Source organism: Bariatricus massiliensis, assembly GCF_900086725.1.
In the GTDB taxonomy this organism is placed as follows: domain Bacteria; phylum Bacillota; class Clostridia; order Lachnospirales; family Lachnospiraceae; genus Allocoprococcus; species Allocoprococcus massiliensis.
Map to the genome: position 1 here is coordinate 65,058 of NZ_LT574836.1, position 19,564 is coordinate 84,621.

Genomic DNA, 19,564 nt, shown 5'->3' on the forward strand with positions numbered 1-19,564 from the left:
GGCAGAATGAATTATTGTTTTGGGATTGATATCGGGGGGACGACCGTCAAGATGGGATTGTTTCAGTTTGACGGCAAGCTGGTAGATAAATGGGAGATTAAAACCCGCACTGAGAATAAAGGGGAGGCGATTCTTCCTGATGTGACAAAAGCAATCAATAAGAAAATGAGTGAAAAAGGCCTGACAAAGGATAATATTCTCGGAATCGGACTTGGAATTCCCGCCCCTGTGACGGAAGCGGGGATTGTACCGGACACGGCGAATCTCGGCTGGGGATACAAGGAAGTAAAGCGCGAGATGGAAGAGCTGACGGGCATGCATGTAGAGGCTGGAAATGATGCCAATGTGGCGGCGCTTGGAGAGATGTGGCTCGGCGGCGGACAAGGACACCGTAATATGATTATGGTGACCCTTGGAACTGGTGTGGGCGGCGGAGTTATCATAAACGGTGAGTGTGTGGTAGGAAAGCATGGGGCCGGCGGCGAGATCGGGCATACATGCGTGAACTACGAGGAGGAGGAGCACTGTGGATGCGGCGGAAAGGGCTGTCTGGAGCAGTATGCCTCCGCAACGGGAATTACCCGCCTTGCCAAGAGAAGACTGGCGGAGGACAGCGAGCCCAGCATCCTGCGTGAAGAGAACGCGCTGTCAGCTAAGGCTGTGTTTGATGCGGTAAAGAAAGGGGACAGGGTGGCAATAGAGATTGCCACTAAATTTGGAAAGATTCTTGGGTATGCGTTAGCCAACATCGCGGCCGTATGCGACCCGGCTGTAATCGTAATAGGAGGCGGAGTCTCCAAAGCGGGTCCTATTCTTTTTGAGTACATTGAGAAATCCTTCAAAGAGAAAGCATTTTTTGCGAACCGTGATACAAAGTTCGCTCTCGCAGAGCTGGGCAATGATGCCGGAATCTGTGGGGCGGCCAAGCTGATTTTGAAATAACAAGAATTTAGCATTTAAAAGCAGACAGGAATGGAGAACAATATCAATCCACCCTGTCTGCTTTTTATATGTATAAATTTTCATTGACAAAACAAACTGTATATGATATTGTTACAGTATAAAGTGTAACTAAAAAAATTACAGATATAAGAAAGGGTGAATGCAATGAAAAAATATACACATGTTATTATTGGTTTTGGAAAAGGTGGAAAGACATTGGCAGCGGCTTTGGCGGCTAAAGGAGAATCTGTCGCTCTCATAGAAAAGTCTGCAGATATGTATGGAGGTACTTGTATAAATGTTGCATGTATTCCCTCGAAATATCTGGAGGGAAAAGCCCGTTTTTCTATGGCGAGAGGCGGCAGTTTTTTCGATAAATCAATATTTTACAAAGAGGCAGTGGAAGAAAAACGTAAGCTGACGGCAGCGCTCAGACAGAAAAACTACGACAAGCTGATTGGGAGTTCGGCAGATGTATTGACGGGAATGGCGTCATTTATCGATGCGAATCATATAAATGTCAGCTATTCAGACGGGACATCTGAACAGATAGAGGCAGAAAAGTTCTACATCAATACAGGAGCCAGACCGTTTATACCGGATATACCGGGACTGGTGGAGAGCCGTTTTGTTTATACGAGCGAGAGCCTGATGGACGAGGAAAAACTTCCCCGGCATTTAGTTATTTTAGGGGGAGGTTATATTGGTCTGGAATTTGCCTCATACTATATTAACTTTGGAGCGGAAGTTACGGTTCTACAGAGGGGGAATGGATTTTTACCCAGAGAAGATGAAGAGGCTGCAAAGTATGTATATGACAGTCTAGTAGAGCGCGGTGTAAAGATTGTGGGAGAGGCGGAGATTGAAAAAGTAGAAGACTTAGAAGACAGGGCGGAAGTAGCATATCGGAGCCCGGAAGGCAGGCATGTGGTCATTGCGGACGCAGTTCTTGTGGCAGCGGGAAGGCGGCCTAACGTTGAGGGCCTGAATGTAGAGGCGGCAGGAGTTGAGCTTGACCGTCGGGGAGGCATAAAAGCAGACGCATATTTGCGGACCACAGCCCCTAACATTTGGGTCATGGGAGATGCAGCAGGAGGACAGCAGTTTACCTATATTTCACTGGATGATTCCAGAATTGTAAAGTCACAGGTGATCGGGGGAGCGGAAAGAAGTACGGAAAACCGTGGCGCTGTGCCATATAGTATTTTTTTGGATCCTCCATTTTCCAGAGTAGGATTGACTGAGAAAGAAGCTAAAGACAAGGGCTATCATATAAAAGTGGCAAAACTGCAGGCGCAGGCAGTCCCCAAAGCACAAGTGCTGGAAAAAACTACTGGTTTTATGAAAGCAGTTGTGGATGCAGACACAGGGCGTATATTAGGCGCGCATTTATTCTGCGCTGAGTCCCATGAAATCATAAATATAATTAAGCTTGCCATAGACGCAGATTTACCATACAATGTATTTCAAGACGGTATTTTTACGCACCCTACAATGTGTGAGGCTTTGAATGATTTGTTTGGCACATTGAGATAATAAAGTATCATATAAACATAGTTTAGATGGAGGTTGTTATGAACTTATCAATTAACACAGGAGTCCCGTTTCTTACGGTCTTCCTTCAGGGGCTGCTTAGCTTTTTCTCCCCTTGTATACTTCCGCTGGTTCCTCTATATATCAGTTATTTAGCAGGGGGGACAAAGACGGTAGATGAAAATGGAAATGTCCGCTATCCGAGGAAAAAAGTCATGATAAACACCGTGTTTTTTATTCTGGGTATCGGGTTCGCTTTTATATTGCTGGGGCTTGGATTCACAGCAATCGGACATTTTTTCAGTGGATACCGGGTCTGGTTCGTGCGGGCCGGCGGGATGATCATGATTCTCTTCGGGCTGTACCAGCTTGGTGTACTTGGAAAGGCAAAGGCTATTGAACGCGAACACCGCCTGCCTTTTAATATGGGGAAATGGGCGATGAGCCCAATCATGGCACTTTTACTTGGATTCACTTTCAGCTTTGCTTGGACGCCCTGTGTGGGGCCGGTGCTGGCAAGTGTACTTCTCATGGCATCATCGAGCAGTTCTGCTGTATCTGGATTTTTATTGATAGGTGTCTATTTGATAGGCTTTGTGCTTCCGTTTTTGGCGGTGGGACTGTTCACCAGCACGGTTCTGGGCTTTTTCAAGAAGCATCAGGGAGTCATCAAGTACACCGTAAAGGTTGGCGGCATACTTTTAATATTTATGGGTATTATGACCATAACGGGATGGATGAACGGTTTGACCGGATATCTGTCTTCCTTTGGCGGCGGGAGCAGCAGTGTCAGTGAGGAGAAGGATACCGTGAAAAAGGATGCCGGCCAAGATGAAAAAAAGGAGGAGAAGAATACTTCCAACAAAGAGGATTCGAAAGAAGAGAAGTCGGATGCCAAGACGGTAGCGGCTCCGGATTTTACTTTGACGGACCAGTCAGGAAAGACACACACCTTGTCGGAATATAAAGGGAAGACGGTATTTCTTAATTTTTGGGCTACTTGGTGCGGGCCATGCCGTCAGGAAATGCCCCATATACAAAAAATATATGAGGAGTATAATAAGAATGAAGATGATTTGGTAGTACTTGGAGTGGCAAATCCCAGAACAGATTCCCATCCTAAGAACTCTGATGTGAGCGAGGAAGAAATAAAGCAGTTCTTAGAAGATAACGGATATGACTATCCGGTCGCTATGGATACCACGGGAGATGTTTTCAGCACGTATGGCATCAGTTCATTTCCTACTACCTTCATGATAGATAAAGACGGCAATGTATTTGGATATGTGTCTGGCTCCTTGACCGAGGAGATGATAAGAAATATTATTGAACAGACAATGGAAGGAAAGACTTCCTCATAAGAAGGAAGGAGGTAAGAAATGATGAAAAGAAATAAGGTGATTTTGGGGGTCATGCTGGCGGCACTGGCATTTGGCTTTTCAGGGTGTGGCTGAGAGCGTGATAAGATTGCAGATAAGGAACCCAAAAAAGCAGGGTATAAAAAAATATCTGCAGAAGAAGCAAAAGAAAAAATGGACAATGACGAAAACATCGTTATATTGGATGTCCGCACACTGGAAGAGTATGATGAAAAGCATATTCCGGGGGCGGTGGTAATTCCCAATGAGACTATAAAAAAAGAAACTTTGAAGGAATTACCAGATTTGGAGCAAGAGATATTAGTGTACTGCCGGAGTGGAAACAGAAGCAGACAGGCGGCAGAAAAGCTGATAGAGGCCGGATATACGAATGTATATGATTTCGGGGGAATCAACGAATGGACGTATGAGACAGAATAGGAGGGGATGAAATGACAAGTGAATTCACAATAGCGGTACATGCGTTAGTATATCTTGACCATAAGAATACAACGCTTTCCAGTGAAGCGCTTGCGGAGAATGTATGTACAAATCCTGCGAGAATACGCAAGGTCATGGCCTGCATGAAGAGAGCGGGATTTGTCCATACCAAAGAAGGAATGAACGGTGGATATCAGATGGCGGCGCCTGCTTCGGATATCACACTTGCTAAAATCAGTAAAGTGCTGCATGCGGATATGGTCAAAGCGTCTTGGCGCTCCGGAGATCCGGATATGGAGTGCTTAGTAGCATCAGGAATGGCTGGGATTATGGACGGTATCACCGCTGAATTGAACACGGTATGCGTGGACTATTTGTCTCACATTACCATTCAAAATATTGAGGATTTAATATTTACAAATGAAAATTGACGACTGAGAGCGGAAAGACCGTATCTCCTGCTGAGTGCTGTAACTGCAGGAGGTACGGTCTTTTCGCTTTTAGTAAATTGATTTAAAATCTAAGCCTCTTGTCCCTGCGCCGCAGTAATATTTTCAGAGGCGGTGCGTTTCTTGCTCATATCAATACAGATGAACATCACGACAATCGTCAGTGCAGTCAGTGCAGCCAATATAATCAGGGCAGGCCTGTAAGACCCGGTAATGTCATAAATAAGGCCGATGCCTGAGCTTCCGATAGCGCTTCCGGTCATGGTGAAAGCGGAGACGAAGCCATAGAGTTCACTATAATTTTTAGCGCCAAAGATATTCGTAGTCATAATCGGGACGGCGATGGTCGCAGTGCATGTCCCGAAGCCATAAAGGACAGCAGCCACATACAACATGAGCGGACTGCCTTGAACCATGATAAACGCAACCAGAAAGAGGAAAAAGGTTCCACATCCGAAGAGAATACCGCCCTTTGGGCCAAAGCGGTCAAATATATGTCCCAAAACAAGCTTACCGATGATTGCAACGGCAGAGAAGAGTGAAATATAGGTCGCGATTGAAGCAGCGCTGAAACCTGTAGTCTGCAGATAATAGCTCATATGTCCCATGATACAGGAGGTGAAGTAGATTAGGAATCCACCGACAGCGAACATCCAGAGAATAGGCGTCTTTCGTGCTTCTTTCAGGGTCGCGTTCCAGCTGCTGGCAGGAACATTTTTTGTCTTTTTCTGCTTGCCTGCCGATTCTTCGCCGTGGCCATATGGGAGCAGCCCTACATCCTCAGGAGAGCGGCGGACAATAAAAGCAGAAATTGGAATCAGGACAATTAAGCTTGCCGCGCCAAGGATAAAATAAGCCTTGCGCCAGCCGTAGGAAGTGATTACCCATGAGAGGACTGGGCTTAGTACGGTTCCCCCGATACTGATGCCCATCATGGCAATGCTGATCATGAGACCGCGGTTTTTCTCAAACCAATTTGTGATAAGTACGGTTACCGGTATGGTGCAGGCTCCCATGGCGAAAAAACCTTGAAGCGCGCCTACCAGATAGAATTGCCAAAGTGAATGGCAGAGTCCGTAGCAGGAATAAAAGCCCATAGTCCCGATACAGCAGATGACGAAAGTAAGGCGCATATATTTACCGCGCAGCAGCTTACCGGCAACGGGACCAGTAAAAATACATATGACACTGGCAATAGTCGTACACAAAAAATAGGCGCTTGTTGCAAAGCCAGTCTCTTTGATAATTTCTGTGGTGAACAGCTGGGACAGGCCAAAACGTGTGGAATAGGCGAACATTAGCGTCAATACACAACAGACCAGTATTACCCAGTGATAGATGCTTTTATTCTTCTTAGTTGTTTCCATAAAAAATTCCTCCAATCAATATGATATGTGTTGTGCGGTTTGTTTGGTTTTGCACAATTATTTGGAAATTTATGCATAAAATTTGTTGAAATTATCTTAACATATATTTATGGCAAACGACTATTCTCAAATTTTTATTGACTATAAGCAATTACTTATAGATAAAATAGTTTTTAATATTAAAAAGAGCTGTGTATAATTTCTTATACACAGCCCTTCTGATATTACTGGTGACCAGATGCTACGGGGTAGTGGTGCTTCCTCCGGGATCCGGATTCGGATTCGGGTCAGGAGTGGGCTCGGGATCCGGAGTAGGTTCGGGATCCGGAGTGGGGTCAGGGTTCGGGTTCGGATTTGGATTTGGATCCGGAGTAGGAGTTGTCGGAGTCTGGTTGTCCGGATTTTCCAGATCCTTGTCTTTGTCATCGTCTTCCTCTTCCTCATCGGTAGAACCATGTCCCGGACAGCTTTGAGTCGGCGCTGTATCAGCAGCGAACCATTCAGTAACCGCTGGGCAGGAACCTGCCACCGCCAGAAGACCGGTCTCTGTACAGATTGTCTTTTTCACCAATGAGCTTGGCATGGTGAAATCTTTATACTGAAGCCCCATAGTGCTGTTAATACGATTCATAACATTGGCCCATATTTTAAAGTGATAATTCCACTGGTAGTCGGAAAGTTCTTTGTTTTCGTCATAACCTGTCCAAATAGAGCAGGTGTAGTAAGGAGTATATCCACAGAACCACAAATCCTTGTTGTCGGATGTGGTACCGGACTTACCGGCCGCCGGCATGTTACTGAGCTGTGCGTCGGTAGCGGTTCCTTTTGTCACGACATCTTCCATTGCGCTGGTAAGAAGAGCGGCTGTAGAATCCTTAAGCACGGTCTTAGATTCTCCGGTATTGTCGATCAGGACATTGCCGTCGTGATCCAGTACCTTTGTATAGAGAACCGGCTTGTTGTAAACGCCGCCATTGGCAATTGCGGCATAAGCTGCGGTAATCTCATAGTTATATACACCGTGGGTGATACCGCCCAGAGCCAGAGCCTGTACCTTATCGGTATCATCCATTGTTGTGAGGCCGAAATTCTGCGTACAGTAATCATAGCCGAGGTTAATGCCGATGTCATCCAGCATCTTGACCGCACAGATATTCATGGACTGCTCAATAGCTTTGCGCATGGTCACATTGCCGCGGTAGGAATCGCCCCACCAGTTACGGACAGATTTACCGTTTTGATACTTATATGGTTCATCCTTTATAACAGTCGCCAGAGACTTTCCGGCGGAGTCAAGGGCCGGAGCATACACGGCGAGAATCTTAAAACAAGAACCAGCCTGTCTCATAGAACCCTTGTAGGCACGGTTCAACCCGCGGTTCGTCGTCTTAGCGCCACGGCCGCCCACGAGGGCTTTAATTTGGCCGGTGGCCTGATCCATGACGGTGAGCGACGCCTGCGGCTGCGGGGATAGGTTCATATATTCATCGTAGGTATCCCCCTCCTGTGCGATGCTTGCCTTAAATGCATCAATACGCTCCTGAGCAGCCTCCTGAGAAGAGAACAGCAGCGGCTGGTCGTCGTTGTACTGCTCTTTCCCGAATTTTTTGATGTGCCCTGCACTGTAATTTTCTACAGTTCCGTCTGCCCGGGTAACGGTAAGCGCATAGTCAAGGCCCCATTCGACACCGGAAGGATAGTTGGAATCGTTGTTCATCTCTTCATCACAGATAGACTGGATGGTCATATTCTGGGTAGAGAAAATCGTCAATCCGCTGCTGTAGATCGTGTTATAAGCCTGTGTATCTGTGTAGCCCAGTTTAGTAGTAAAGTCATCCATGAGCTGCTCGGACAATGCGTCAACAAAATAGGAAGTGACGGTACTCTGCTGTTCGATTTCCGTGTTCACGGTCTGAATCCGGGCATAGACATCGTCTGCCAGAGCTTCGTCATGAGCCGCCTGATCGATATAGCCCTGCTCCAGCATATCATCCAAGACTTTTGTACGTCTCTTTACATTTTCCTCCTGATTGGTAATCGGGTTAAATCTTCCCGGATTCTGTGTGATTCCGGCGATTGTCGCACATTCGGACAAGGTCAGCTCGGACACGTCTTTCCGGAAGTATCTTTTTGCGGCGGACTGCACGCCCAGCGTGTTCTGCCCAAGATTGACCGTGTTCATATAGCTTTCGAGAATCGTGTCTTTGTCCATCTGCTTTTCTGCCTGAATAGCAAGATACTGCTCCTGAATTTTACGCTCCAGACTCTGCCAGAATGTATTTTCATTGACAAAGTTCGGGAATACGTTATTTTTAATCAGCTGCTGTGTTATCGTACTTGCACCTTCGGAAAAATTTCCTCCATTCTGCAAGCCGACTACAAAGGCACGGGCGATACCTTGAATATCAATACCGTTGTGTTTGTAAAAACGGGAGTCCTCGACAGCTACAAATGCATGCTGCAGATCCAAGGGTATCTCATCGATAGTTTTATAGACACGGTTAGCGCCGGCGGCGGTAAAGCTGGCTGTCGCTGTGGAACCGTCATCTGCGAGTACGGTGGACGAAAATTCGGACGGCTTAATACTGGCCGGTGTTATTTCCGGAGAGTCATCGATGATTTTCTTTAGAAAAACACCGCCCCCGATTACTCCGATTATACAAAAAGCCAGCAGACAGAGCAAAAATCCTTTGAACAGGCGAACGCCTATTTTTTTCTTTCGCATATTGGATTTTGATGTGATATCTTTTTGCTTTTTAGAAGCTTTTCTTTTTCCATAATTCATGAATATTTGCCTCCTTCATACTGCAATATTATAACAAACTTACCTATCTAAATAAAGCAAAATTTGAAAACTTCGTATTTCCTATGAAAAATTTAAGAAAAAGTTTGGAAAATTCTGTTGAATAAAGTCGGATGTAACATTTTTGTAATTTTCTTGCATCTTAATTCTAAGCTTTGTATACTGTTTATAGCAGATTTTATAATAGAAATATAAGGGACGACGGAGCGGGTGAATTTTAATGTTGTTGGAATATAAGACAGTTTATGAGGGAAAAGAATCAGAAATTGTAGAAAAGAAATCCAGATTTATTGCATCGGTAGAGGCGGTTGCCACGGAAGAAGAGGCAGTTGAATTTATAGAATATGTAAGAAAAAAATATTGGGATGCGAGACACCATTGCTTTGCCTATGTGATTGGAGAGAACCATGAGTTAAAGCGCTATAATGACGATGGGGAGCCGGGGGGAACGGCAGGGAAGCCGATGCTGGATGTGCTTCTGGGCGAAGATATCCATAATACAGTGGTTGTTGTAACCAGATATTTTGGAGGTACCCTCTTAGGGACCGGCGGGTTGGTCCGGGCATATCAGGGAGCGACAAAAGCAGGTATCAATGCCAGTGACATTATCACGAAGAAAAGAGGACACATGCTGGAAATTCTTACCGATTATACGGGGCTTGGCAAGATTCAATACATCTTAGGACAGCGAGGCCTGCGTATTATGGATACAGAGTACACGGACAGCGTTAAGCTAAGTGTATTGATACCGCTGGATGAAGAGCAGGCTGTCATCGGGGAGATAACAGAGGGAACGAACGGACAGGCAGGACTTACCGTGGGGAGAGCGTGCATGTTCGCAGAGCATGAGAAGGAAATCTTGATTTTTGAGGAATAGAAGAGGAAAGAAAAGTCAGATTCCATCCAAATTAACTCTATGTAACTAAAACAGTAAGTAAAGTTCTATAAAGGAGGGCTCAGCCATACAAGGGAATGGGGTTAAACTTCAATGAGAAAAAGAAGGAAAGTAGTTTTTGTGGTTTTAGTTATTATTGTAAGTAGCGGCATATTTCATTGTTACAGTGCTTTTAAAGATGTTGGTGTCTCTAATGCGCACCTATATTTTGTGGAGGCGACAATTATTAGTGTTAATAAAAATGAGAAAGAATTAACAGTGGAATTGTGTAATCAGTTTGAATTGTATGAAGAAAAGATAGTTATATTAGAATGTGATGAATATGAGAACTTAAATTTAGTAAAAGGAGATAAAATAGAGTATTCTGTTTTTCCCGGTGCGTTAAATAAGGTATTTGATTTAACGGTTATTCCGCATAAGGAGTACCATTATAGGTTCGTGTCCAGATAAGGAATGGGTGGCCGAGTTATTCGGCCACCCAAAAAAATTAATAAATTTACACACTTTACTTGACAAATCCTACGGACATTTATTGGAATTCAGGTTCAATTAATCCGTAAGTTCCATTTTTTCTCTTATATACAACGTTGACTTCGTCTGTCTCGGCATTGCTGAATACATAGAAGCTATGTCCAAGAAGCTCCATTTGGATGCAGGCATCTTCCGGAAACATAGGTTTGATGCCAAAACGTTTGGTACGGACAATTCTAATCTCATCTGCATCAAAACTAGAATTATCTTCTTCGATGAATTCCTGACGAAGGTCGTGCCCGCCCTGATGCTTAGCGACCAGTTTGGTTTTATACTTTCTCAGCTGACGCTCAATAATCTCTTCCACTAAATCAATCGATACATACATATCATTGCTTTCCTGCTCGGAACGGATGATATTACCTTTTACAGGTATCGTGACTTCAATTTTCTGGCGCTCTTTTTCTACGCTCAGAGTTACAATAATCTCAGTTCCAGGAGTAAAATACCTTTCTAATTTGCCTAACTTCTGTTCGATGGCTTGCTTTAAGCCAGGTGTGATGTCGATGTTTCTTCCGCTAATGATAAAATTCATACAGCTCAACTCCTTTTTTGGTATTTCCCGTGTAAGCAGAAATCAACTTTCACAGGAGTAGTACTAAGGGAGTATATATTCCTTAGCTATGACCATATTATACTCTATTTAGCTATGGACATGCAACGAAATTTCGGAAAAAAATCTTAAAAAATAATAAAAGACTGACAATTAGTGGATAGAACGGATAACTTCGACTCTGGAGATTTCACCATTGTGCATCTTAGCTACTCTCAGGCCAAAATTGTCATAGTATGTACATGCGCCGACACCGACATCGGTCTTTTCCTGAGCAAAGCGCTCTTTAAGGACATCCAGCAGTGTCTGCTCGTCGTGATAAGGGATGTGGACATGAATGATGCTGTTTACATGGCGCACTTTTGATGTAGCTCGGAAAATGACTTTCTCTGATTCTTCGAATTCTGAGAATAAAAATTTTCTTGTGGCAAATAAAATTGCGATGGCGATGACGCCGATTAAACTGTTGAGAGGATTGGCGTGGTCGATGATAATCTGTCTTGCGATGGCGAACAACAGCACTTCAAACACAGTTGACGGCCGGTGCTGGTAAAGCATACGGATTAATTCTACGCCGATTATTAAGTTAAAACATGTCTCAAGTAAATCTTCATAATTCGGGTAGATATCCAGATATGGGATATTCCGCAAAGAGAAAGCAAGTTTTATTGCCAGTAAAGTGATACCTACGGCAAGCATTAGAGATATGAACATTTCCAAAAACACAGAAACCTTCCGCAAAAAGGCAGTGGCATACTTTTTCATAAATGTCCCCCTTTTATCAAGTGTATAAATAAATTGTATCGAATAAAAGGGGAACTGTAAAGATAAAAAATTATTTTTTGAGTTTGCTGAAAATGCACGGATATAAAAAAATAATCCACAAGATTACTATAAAATGCTGTATTGTTTTGCCCGCCAGTGTGTGCCCGATCAAAGCCTTAAGTCCGAATTGAAGCGCGGCGGTAACGGCGAGGCCGGCGATAAAGCGGAGAATTTTTTCTGCACGTGTTCCGGTATGCGCCGAAAAATCTAAGTATTTTTGCTCAAGATACCATCCGGCCGCAAATCCTAGTGCGGCGCCGGAGGCTTTGAAACAGTCTGAGGCATAACGGGCTTCAATCACGCCGCCATGATACAAGATATAGGAATAGATACAGATTCCGACAGCGGCAGCAGTCACCAGCAGCGCTATCAAGCCGACATGTGAATCGGGACCTACAAATAAATCTTTGTATTTCCAAATCAGCCACGAAAACAGTAAGGAAACCCCGATGGCGGTCAATACATCTTTTGGAGTATGGCATCCCAGATACATGCGTGAAAACCCAATCAAAAGAAAAGCTGCCGTACATAAAAGCTTTATGCTGAGTTTCTTGGCATTCAATGCCAGCGGGGCAAAGAGGCTTGTGCCGCCCTGCGTGTGCCCGCTGGGAAATGAATATCCGGTTGCTGCGGGAATGGCGCTTTCTACAGCTTTAAAATCAGGATCTAAGACCCAAGGGCGGGGGATGCGGAACGTGATTTTTAGGCCTTGTACGCATAACCCTGCCGTGACATAGGTGAAGCCGATCTGAGTGGCCAGTTTTTTATCAACGCACCAATAGAGTGCGCAGATAACACCTATGAGGAGTAATTCCTGACCAAAATAGGTGATAAACTGAAACAAAGTATCCAGAAAGGGAGTTCTGATTTCAGACAGTGCCCATAAAAAATTCATACTATTTGATTCCTCGTTTTCTCATTTTAGAATCCAGAATTTTTTTGCGGATTCTCAAAGATTTGGGGGTTACTTCCAAAAGTTCGTCGGTGTCGATGAAGTCCAGAGCCTCCTCCAGACTTAAAATGCGGGGAGGTGTCAGCTTCAGAGCCTCATCGGCGCCAGATGAACGAGTGTTGGTCAAGTGTTTGCTCTTACATACGTTGAGCTCAATATCTTCGGCCTTTCCGTTTTGGCCAATGACCATACCGGCATATACTTTCTCGCCGGGCCCGATAAAGAGTGTTCCGCGCTCCTGTGCGCTGAACAGGCCATAGGTGACAGATTCTCCCGCCTCGTATGCTATCAATGAACCCTGACTCCGGTATTGGATATCACCTTTATATGGGGCGTAGCCGTCGAAGGAGGTATTCATGATGCCGTTACCTTTCGTATCCGTCAAAAATTCACCACGATAGCCGATGAGGCCTCTTGAAGGTATGGAAAACTCTAAACGTGTATAGCCGCCGTTAGACATTCCCATATTCTGAAGTTCCCCTTTTCTCTGGCTCAGCTTGTCGATGACGGTTCCGGTGAACTCATCCGGTACATCAATGTAAGCCAATTCAATTGGCTCCAGCCGCTTACCGTTCTCATCAGTTTTGTACAGAACCTCTGCTTTGCTGACCGCAAATTCATAGCCTTCACGGCGCATATTTTCAATCAGTACTGAAAGGTGTAGTTCTCCACGTCCGGCTACGGTGAAGCTGTCGGTATTCTCTGTCTCGGTAACACGGAGGCTCACATCGGTGTTCAGTTCACGGAAGAGACGCTCACGCAGGTGGCGTGAAGTGACATATTTGCCCTCCTGACCTGCAAAGGGGCTGTCGTTGACAACGAACTGCATTGCGATAGTCGGTTCGGAAATCTTCTGGAATTTGATAGGGCTCGGATTATCGGGAGAACAGATACTGTCCCCGATGGAAATATCTGCGATTCCGGAAATTGCCACAATAGAGCCAATACCGGCTTCTTTTACTTCTACTTTATTCAATCCGTCGAATTCATATAACTTACTGATTTTTACTTTTTTCTGTTTGTCCGGCTCGTGGTGGTTGACAACAATCACGTCCTGATTGACAGAAATCGTTCCGTTGTCTACTTTACCGACTCCGATACGCCCCACATATTCATTGTAATCAATCGTACTGATCAGCATCTGTGTGCCTGCATCCGGGTCTCCTTCCGGAGCGGGGATATAGTCAAGGATTGTCTCGAACAGGGGAATCATATCGGCAGGTTCATCCTCTTCGTTATATGTCGCGTACCCGTCTCTTGCGGATGCGTAGAGAAATGGACAGTCCAGCTGCTCGTCGGTGGCGCCCAGATCCATCAAGAGTTCCAGAACTTCGTCGATTACTCCATCAGGTCTTGCCTCCGGGCGGTCAATTTTGTTGATGCACACAATAACAGGGAGTTTTAACGCAAGCGCTTTTTTCAGCACGAATTTAGTCTGTGGCATTGCGCCCTCAAAGGCGTCAACAACGAGAACCACTCCGTTGACCATTTTCAGCACACGCTCGACTTCTCCTCCGAAGTCAGCATGTCCCGGTGTGTCGATGATGTTAATTTTTGTGTTTTTATAAAATACAGCTGTATTCTTAGAGAGAATTGTAATTCCACGTTCACGCTCAATATCATTGGAATCCATGACACGTTCTGCCACATCCTGATTTTCTCTGAATACGCCGCTTTGTTTCAAAAGTTCGTCCACCAATGTTGTCTTTCCGTGGTCAACATGGGCTATAATAGCGATATTTCTGATGTCTTCACGCTTTGTCTTCATATTAATATGTCCTTCTTCCTACCTATTTAATGTTGTAACCCGTATAGTGTATCACATTTTCGAAAATTTACAAGTACTAAAAAATTTTTTTGGATTTTAGTTCTAAATATGGAATTCCAATCATAGATTAAGTATTGACTAAAAAATACGTAAACGAAAAGGAAGGAGATTTACATTAAAATGTCAGATAAGATTATTGAAAACAATCAGGTAACTATTATGGGAGAGGTGGCGACAGGATTTACGTTCAGCCATGAAGTGTTCGGAGAAGGGTTCTATATGGTGGAGGTGAACGTAAAACGCCTGAGTAATTCCTGCGACACCATTCCGCTGATGATTTCCGAGAGGCTCATTGACGTGACACAGGATTATACCGGGGAATTCATCTCAGCACAAGGCCAGTTCCGCTCATACAACAGGCATGAGGAGCAGAAGAACCGCCTGATATTATCTGTTTTCGTAAGGGAAGTTTCATTTGTAGAGGAGGAGCCGGACGGGTCAAAGACGAACAGTATCCTATTGGACGGCTACATATGTAAAGAACCTATTTACAGAAAGACACCTCTTGGCAGGGAAATCGCGGACCTTCTGCTTGCAGTGAACCGTCCTTATGGGAAATCCGATTATATTCCCTGTATATGCTGGGGACGTAATGCCAGATATGCGTCCAGCTTCGAAGTGGGAGAGCACGTACAGGTTCTGGGACGGATTCAGAGCAGGGAATATGTGAAGAAATTATCGGAGACAGAAACCGATAAACGAATTGCCTATGAGGTTTCTGTGAGCAAGCTGGAATGTTTGGAAGAGGCAGAGTTGTAATACCCAAAGACAGGACTTCTTTGATTGACACGAGAATTAATTAATGATACACTTAATTTAGTCGATTAAAGCATGCGTGCCGCGCTGCTAATGGTCAAAAAGGTATAGTCAGGAGGTCATATTATGTCTATTTTTACGGGTTCAGGGGTTGCGATCGTTACGCCGTTTCATGCGGATGAGAGCGTTAACTATGATAAATTGGATGAACTGATCGAGTTTCAGATCAGTAACGGAACAGACAGTATTATTATCTGCGGTACCACGGGTGAATCTTCCACCTTGTCGGAAGAAGAACATATGGACTGCATCAAATTTGCTATTGAGAGAGTGAAAGGACGGGTGCCGGTCATAGCCGGAACCGGGTCCAACAGTACATACACGACGATTCAGATGTCGAAAGAGGCAGTGGAAGACGGGGCCGACGGATTACTTCTTGTCACTCCGTATTACAATAAGTGTACACAGGCCGGACTTGCGGCACACTATACGGCGGTTGCCAAAGAAGCTAAGGCGCCGATTATTTTGTACAGCGTAGCGAGCCGTACAGGTGTTAATATTGCACCGGAGACAGTGGCGTCCCTTGTGAAGGACGTGGAGAATATTGTGGCGGTAAAAGAAGCGTCAGGCAATATTTCTCAGATCGCGAAGATCATGCATCTCACGGACGGGAATGTTGATCTGTATTCCGGCAATGACGATCAGGTTGTTCCTCTTTTGGCGCTGGGAGGCAAGGGCGTGATTTCCGTACTTGCCAATATCGCACCGAAGTATACACACGAGATGTGTGCGAAGTATTTTGCCGGTGACACGAAGGGAAGCTGTAAGATGCAGCTGGATGCGATTCCTCTGATAGAGAAATTATTCTGCGAAGTAAACCCGATACCGGTGAAGAAGGCGCTCAACCTTATGGGGATGGAAGCCGGCCCGCTTCGTATGCCGCTCACAGAGATGACAGAAGCTAATGCGGCTAAGCTTGCCGGGGAGATGAAGGCTTTCGGTCTTAAGCTCGCATAAATATAGAAGGAACACAGCATAAAGTATAAGGCGAAATGTCGAAAGATATTTCGCCTTCATTGTATGTAGACAATTGTGAAAATATTTACAAAGGGAGGAAACAAAATGGTAAAAGCAATTATGCACGGATGTAACGGGAAAATGGGTCAGGTGATAACCGGGCTCGTCAGAGATGACAGTGGAATTGAGATTGTGGCCGGCATAGACAAGTACCGGGGAGTCGAGAACACTTATCCTGTATTTGATACGCTGGAAGCGTGTGATGTGGAAGCGGATGTAGTGATTGATTTCTCCAATGCCGCGGCGGTGGACGAGCTTCTGGCTGTCTGCGCGGAGAGGGTGCTTCCGGTGGTACTGTGTACAACAGGGCTTTCTGAAGAACAGCTGCAGAATGTACAGCGTATCAGTGAAAAAACGGCGGTGCTGCGCTCTGCCAACATGTCGCTTGGCGTGAACCTTTTAATGAAACTGCTGAAGGAGGCGGCGTCCGTACTTGCGCCGGCCGGATTCGACATTGAATTGGTGGAGAAGCATCATAATTTGAAAGTGGACGCACCCAGTGGTACGGCCATTGCTATGGCGGATTCTATCAATGAAGCGCTTGACAATGAATATGTCTATAATTACGACCGCAGCAAGGAGCGGAAAAAGAGAGAAAAGAAAGAAATCGGCATTGTCGCGGTGCGTGGGGGAACAATCGTAGGACAGCATGATGTAATCTTTGCGGGGGCAGATGAAGTCATTGAGTTCCAACATACAGCGTACTCTAAAGCTGTCTTCGGCAAGGGGGCTGTGGAAGCTGCTAAATTCCTCGCGGGAAAGCCTGCGGGGAGATATGATATGAGTGATGTTATCCAGTTCTAAATAGAAGAGATATACATTTGGGAGGAAATGAAAATGGAAATGTTGATGGAGAAGTATTTGGAAAGGCTGTCAGAGCTGTATCCGTCCATAGCGGCGGCTTCCACGGAGGTTATCAACCTGCAGGCTATTCTGAATCTTCCGAAGGGGACGGAGCACTTTCTTACCGATATTCACGGAGAGTATGAAGCGTTTTCTCATGTGCTGAAAAATGGCTCGGGTTCTGTGAAACGGAAAATTGATGATGTGTTCGCGAACACGATGAGCGCAAGAGATAAACAGACGCTGGCGACGCTGATATATTATCCGCGGGAGAAAATAGAGCGTATCAAAAAGGAAGAGCCTAATATGGACGATTGGTATAAGATCATGCTTTACCGGCTGATCGAAATCAGCAAAGGCGCGGCAAGCAAGTATACACGCTCCAAGGTGAGAAAAGCGCTTCCAAAGGATTTTGCCTATGTAATCGAAGAATTGATTACGGAAAAACAGGGGATGATGGATAAAGAATCTTATTATGCTTCCATCATCAGTACGATTATCCGCATCGGGCGTGCGGAAGAATTTATTGTGGCGCTTTGTGAGCTGATTCAGAGGCTTACGGTAGATCATCTGCATATTGTGGGGGACATTTATGACAGAGGGCCCGGACCGCATATCATTATGGATAAGCTTATGGAGCATCACTCTATCGACATTCAGTGGGGAAATCATGATGTGCTCTGGATGGGGGCGGCAGCGGGACAAAAGTGCTGCATCGCAAATGTGATCCGCATCTGCGCGCGCTATGGGAATCTGGATATCCTTGAGGATGGATATGGGATTAACCTCCTGCCTCTGGCAACCTTTTCCTGGAAAAAATACGCAAAGGATCCATGCGAGTGTTTCAAGCTGAAAGGCCAGGGGGAAGAAAGACCGCAGGAGACAGAGCTGAATATGAAGATGCATAAAGCCATCTCGATTATCCAGTTTAAAGTGGAAGGACAGATTTCACAGGAGTATCCGGAATTTGGATTTGAGCGGCGTAATTTTCTGCATCTGATTGATTATAATGAAGGTGAGATTACGATAGACGGGGAAGAGTACAGCCTGCTGGACGATTATTTCCCGACGATAGACCCGGAGAATCCATATGCCCTTTCGGAAGAAGAAGAGCATATTATGAACAGGCTTGTCAGTGCGTTCCAGAACTGCGAGAAACTTCAGTGCCATATGCGTTTCCTCCTGAATAAGGGGAGTCTGTTCAAGATTTATAATTCAAACCTCCTCTATCATGGCTGTGTGCCACTGGATGAAGAAGGGAATTTTAAAAGCGTTGTGGTCGATGGGAAGCGTTATAAAGGGCGTGCGCTCTATGAAATTTTAGAATCTTATGTGAGAAAAGGTTTTTTTGCCGTTGATCAAAGAGAAAAAGAGCTGGGCAAGAACTTGATGTGGTATATTTGGCAGGGAGAAAACTCCCCGCTGTTCGCCAAGGATAAGATGGCCACCTTTGAGCGGTATTTCCTTGCGGAGGAAGAACTGCATAAAGAGAAGAAAAATCCATATTATAACTTTTTGGAAAATGAGGCGGTCATGAACAAGATACTCACGGAGTTCGGCCTGTCCACAGAGCGGTCCCATATTATCAATGGACATATTCCCGTGAAAACAAAAAATGGAGAGAATCCTATCAAATGTAACGGGAAAGTTCTGGTCATAGACGGCGGATTCTCGAAAGCGTACCAGAAAGAGACGGGCATCGCAGGATATACCTTGATTTACAATTCATACGGATTGATTTTGGCCGCCCATGAGCCATTTGAATCCACAGAGGCAGCTATTGAAAAGGAAAAAGATATCCACTCAGACAGTGTGATCGTCAAGCGGGTCGTATCGAGAAAGACGGTGGGCGATACGGATGTCGGCAAAGAACTCCGAGAGCGTATTGAGGATTTGGAGGCTCTTCTGGCTGCTTACCGAAGTGGTACAATCATTGAAAAAGTTTAAGTTTGTAAAATTTTCCAAGGCATATTTTTCTGTAATCTGCAAATAGTATTAGTAACCTAAAATTTACATTTACAGAAAGGGAGATTAGGAAAATGAAACACTTAAAGAAAATGATAGCATTGCTTATCTGTGTACTGGCAATGGGATGTATGACAGCATGTGGAAGTAATAAGGACACAACAGACGGAACTACAGAGAATGGAACTACTGAAAACGGCACAACGAATAATAACGGAACCACAGACGGCGCCAATGATAAAAAGGACAACAACGTAAATGACGCTACAAATGGTTCAGACGATAATGGAAATCTTTTGGATGACGCGGCTGACGACGTGCGTGACGGCATAGATGACGCGGCTAATCATGTAGATGACGCAAAAGACAATGCTACCGACGGGAACAGGACACCGGCAGCAGAGTAACACAGTGAAAGGGAGCAGGGGAACCGGGAAACCGGTTCC

At 45.0% G+C, this 19,564-nt stretch carries 18 protein-coding genes; 12 read left to right on the forward strand and 6 right to left on the reverse strand.

The window, feature by feature from the left end:
- The first annotated feature begins 6 nt into the window (after positions 1–6).
- From BN6465_RS02015 to BN6465_RS02035, 5 genes are all read left to right on the forward strand, one after another.
- Positions 7–942, forward strand: coding sequence for an ROK family glucokinase (locus tag BN6465_RS02015; RefSeq protein ID WP_066731219.1), 936 nt, complete (start codon positions 7–9; stop codon positions 940–942).
- A 165-nt stretch (positions 943–1,107) separates the two neighbouring features.
- Positions 1,108–2,478, forward strand: coding sequence for an FAD-dependent oxidoreductase (locus tag BN6465_RS02020; protein ID WP_066731226.1), 1,371 nt, complete (start codon positions 1,108–1,110; stop codon positions 2,476–2,478).
- 38 nt (positions 2,479–2,516) lie between these two features.
- Positions 2,517–3,836 carry a cytochrome c biogenesis protein/redoxin gene (locus BN6465_RS02025; protein WP_066731228.1) on the forward strand — a complete coding sequence of 440 codons (1,320 nt, stop codon included), beginning with the start codon at positions 2,517–2,519 and terminating at the stop codon, positions 3,834–3,836.
- 144 nt (positions 3,837–3,980) lie between these two features.
- Positions 3,981–4,274, forward strand: a complete 294-nt coding sequence (locus BN6465_RS21135; protein WP_308013068.1) for a rhodanese-like domain-containing protein — start codon at positions 3,981–3,983, stop codon at positions 4,272–4,274.
- Positions 4,275–4,285: 11 nt separating this feature from the next.
- Positions 4,286–4,705 (forward strand): RrF2 family transcriptional regulator, encoded by a 420-nt coding sequence (locus BN6465_RS02035; RefSeq protein ID WP_066731230.1) that lies wholly within the window; start codon positions 4,286–4,288, stop codon positions 4,703–4,705.
- Between the two features lie 89 nt (positions 4,706–4,794).
- Here the strand turns inward: BN6465_RS02035 and BN6465_RS02040 are convergent, their stop codons facing one another.
- Together BN6465_RS02040 and BN6465_RS02045 are read right to left on the reverse strand one after the other, a co-directional pair.
- Positions 4,795–6,090 (reverse strand): MFS transporter, encoded by a 1,296-nt coding sequence (locus BN6465_RS02040; RefSeq protein ID WP_066731232.1) that lies wholly within the window; start codon positions 6,088–6,090, stop codon positions 4,795–4,797.
- 241 nt (positions 6,091–6,331) lie between these two features.
- On the reverse strand, positions 6,332–8,875 hold the full coding sequence (locus BN6465_RS02045; protein ID WP_066731236.1) for a transglycosylase domain-containing protein: 2,544 nt from the start codon (positions 8,873–8,875) through the stop codon (positions 6,332–6,334).
- 238 nt (positions 8,876–9,113) lie between these two features.
- Between BN6465_RS02045 and BN6465_RS02050 the strand changes: the two genes are divergently transcribed.
- Positions 9,114–9,770, forward strand: coding sequence for a YigZ family protein (locus tag BN6465_RS02050; protein ID WP_066731237.1), 657 nt, complete (start codon positions 9,114–9,116; stop codon positions 9,768–9,770).
- A gap of 111 nt (positions 9,771–9,881) precedes the next feature.
- The gene (locus BN6465_RS02055; protein ID WP_066731238.1) at positions 9,882–10,238 is read left to right on the forward strand and encodes a hypothetical protein; all 357 of its coding nucleotides are present in this window, start codon (positions 9,882–9,884) and stop codon (positions 10,236–10,238) included.
- Positions 10,239–10,317: 79 nt separating this feature from the next.
- On the opposite strand, the gene hpf is transcribed toward BN6465_RS02055, so the two are convergent.
- From hpf to typA, 4 genes are all read right to left on the reverse strand, one after another.
- Entirely contained in the window at positions 10,318–10,854 is a 537-nt protein-coding gene (gene hpf / locus BN6465_RS02060; RefSeq protein ID WP_066731239.1) for a ribosome hibernation-promoting factor, HPF/YfiA family, read from the reverse strand.
- Positions 10,855–11,025: 171 nt separating this feature from the next.
- A complete protein-coding gene (locus BN6465_RS02065) occupies positions 11,026–11,637 on the reverse strand; it encodes a transporter (RefSeq protein ID WP_066731244.1) in 612 nt (203 codons plus the stop codon).
- A gap of 70 nt (positions 11,638–11,707) precedes the next feature.
- Positions 11,708–12,592: a phosphatase PAP2 family protein gene (locus BN6465_RS02070; RefSeq protein ID WP_066731246.1), complete on the reverse strand. Its 885-nt coding sequence runs from the start codon at positions 12,590–12,592 to the stop codon at positions 11,708–11,710.
- A 1-nt stretch (position 12,593) separates the two neighbouring features.
- Complete coding sequence (gene typA, locus BN6465_RS02075; protein ID WP_066731248.1) at positions 12,594–14,417, reverse strand: translational GTPase TypA; 1,824 nt, start codon at positions 14,415–14,417, stop codon at positions 12,594–12,596.
- 180 nt (positions 14,418–14,597) lie between these two features.
- On the opposite strand from typA, the gene BN6465_RS02080 reads away from it, so the two are divergent.
- The 5 genes from BN6465_RS02080 to BN6465_RS02100 all read left to right on the forward strand — a co-directional run bounded on the left by BN6465_RS02080 (position 14,598) and on the right by BN6465_RS02100 (position 19,525).
- A complete protein-coding gene (locus tag BN6465_RS02080) occupies positions 14,598–15,236 on the forward strand; it encodes a single-stranded DNA-binding protein (protein ID WP_066731253.1) in 639 nt (212 codons plus the stop codon).
- A gap of 123 nt (positions 15,237–15,359) precedes the next feature.
- Positions 15,360–16,250: a 4-hydroxy-tetrahydrodipicolinate synthase gene (dapA, locus tag BN6465_RS02085; RefSeq protein WP_066731255.1), complete on the forward strand. Its 891-nt coding sequence runs from the start codon at positions 15,360–15,362 to the stop codon at positions 16,248–16,250.
- Between the two features lie 105 nt (positions 16,251–16,355).
- Positions 16,356–17,114, forward strand: a complete 759-nt coding sequence (gene dapB, locus BN6465_RS02090) for a 4-hydroxy-tetrahydrodipicolinate reductase (RefSeq protein ID WP_066731256.1) — start codon at positions 16,356–16,358, stop codon at positions 17,112–17,114.
- A 33-nt stretch (positions 17,115–17,147) separates the two neighbouring features.
- On the forward strand, positions 17,148–19,100 hold the full coding sequence (locus BN6465_RS02095) for a fructose-bisphosphatase class III (protein ID WP_066731261.1): 1,953 nt from the start codon (positions 17,148–17,150) through the stop codon (positions 19,098–19,100).
- Positions 19,101–19,192: 92 nt separating this feature from the next.
- A complete protein-coding gene (locus BN6465_RS02100) occupies positions 19,193–19,525 on the forward strand; it encodes a hypothetical protein (RefSeq protein ID WP_066731262.1) in 333 nt (110 codons plus the stop codon).
- Positions 19,526–19,564: the final 39 nt, after the last annotated feature.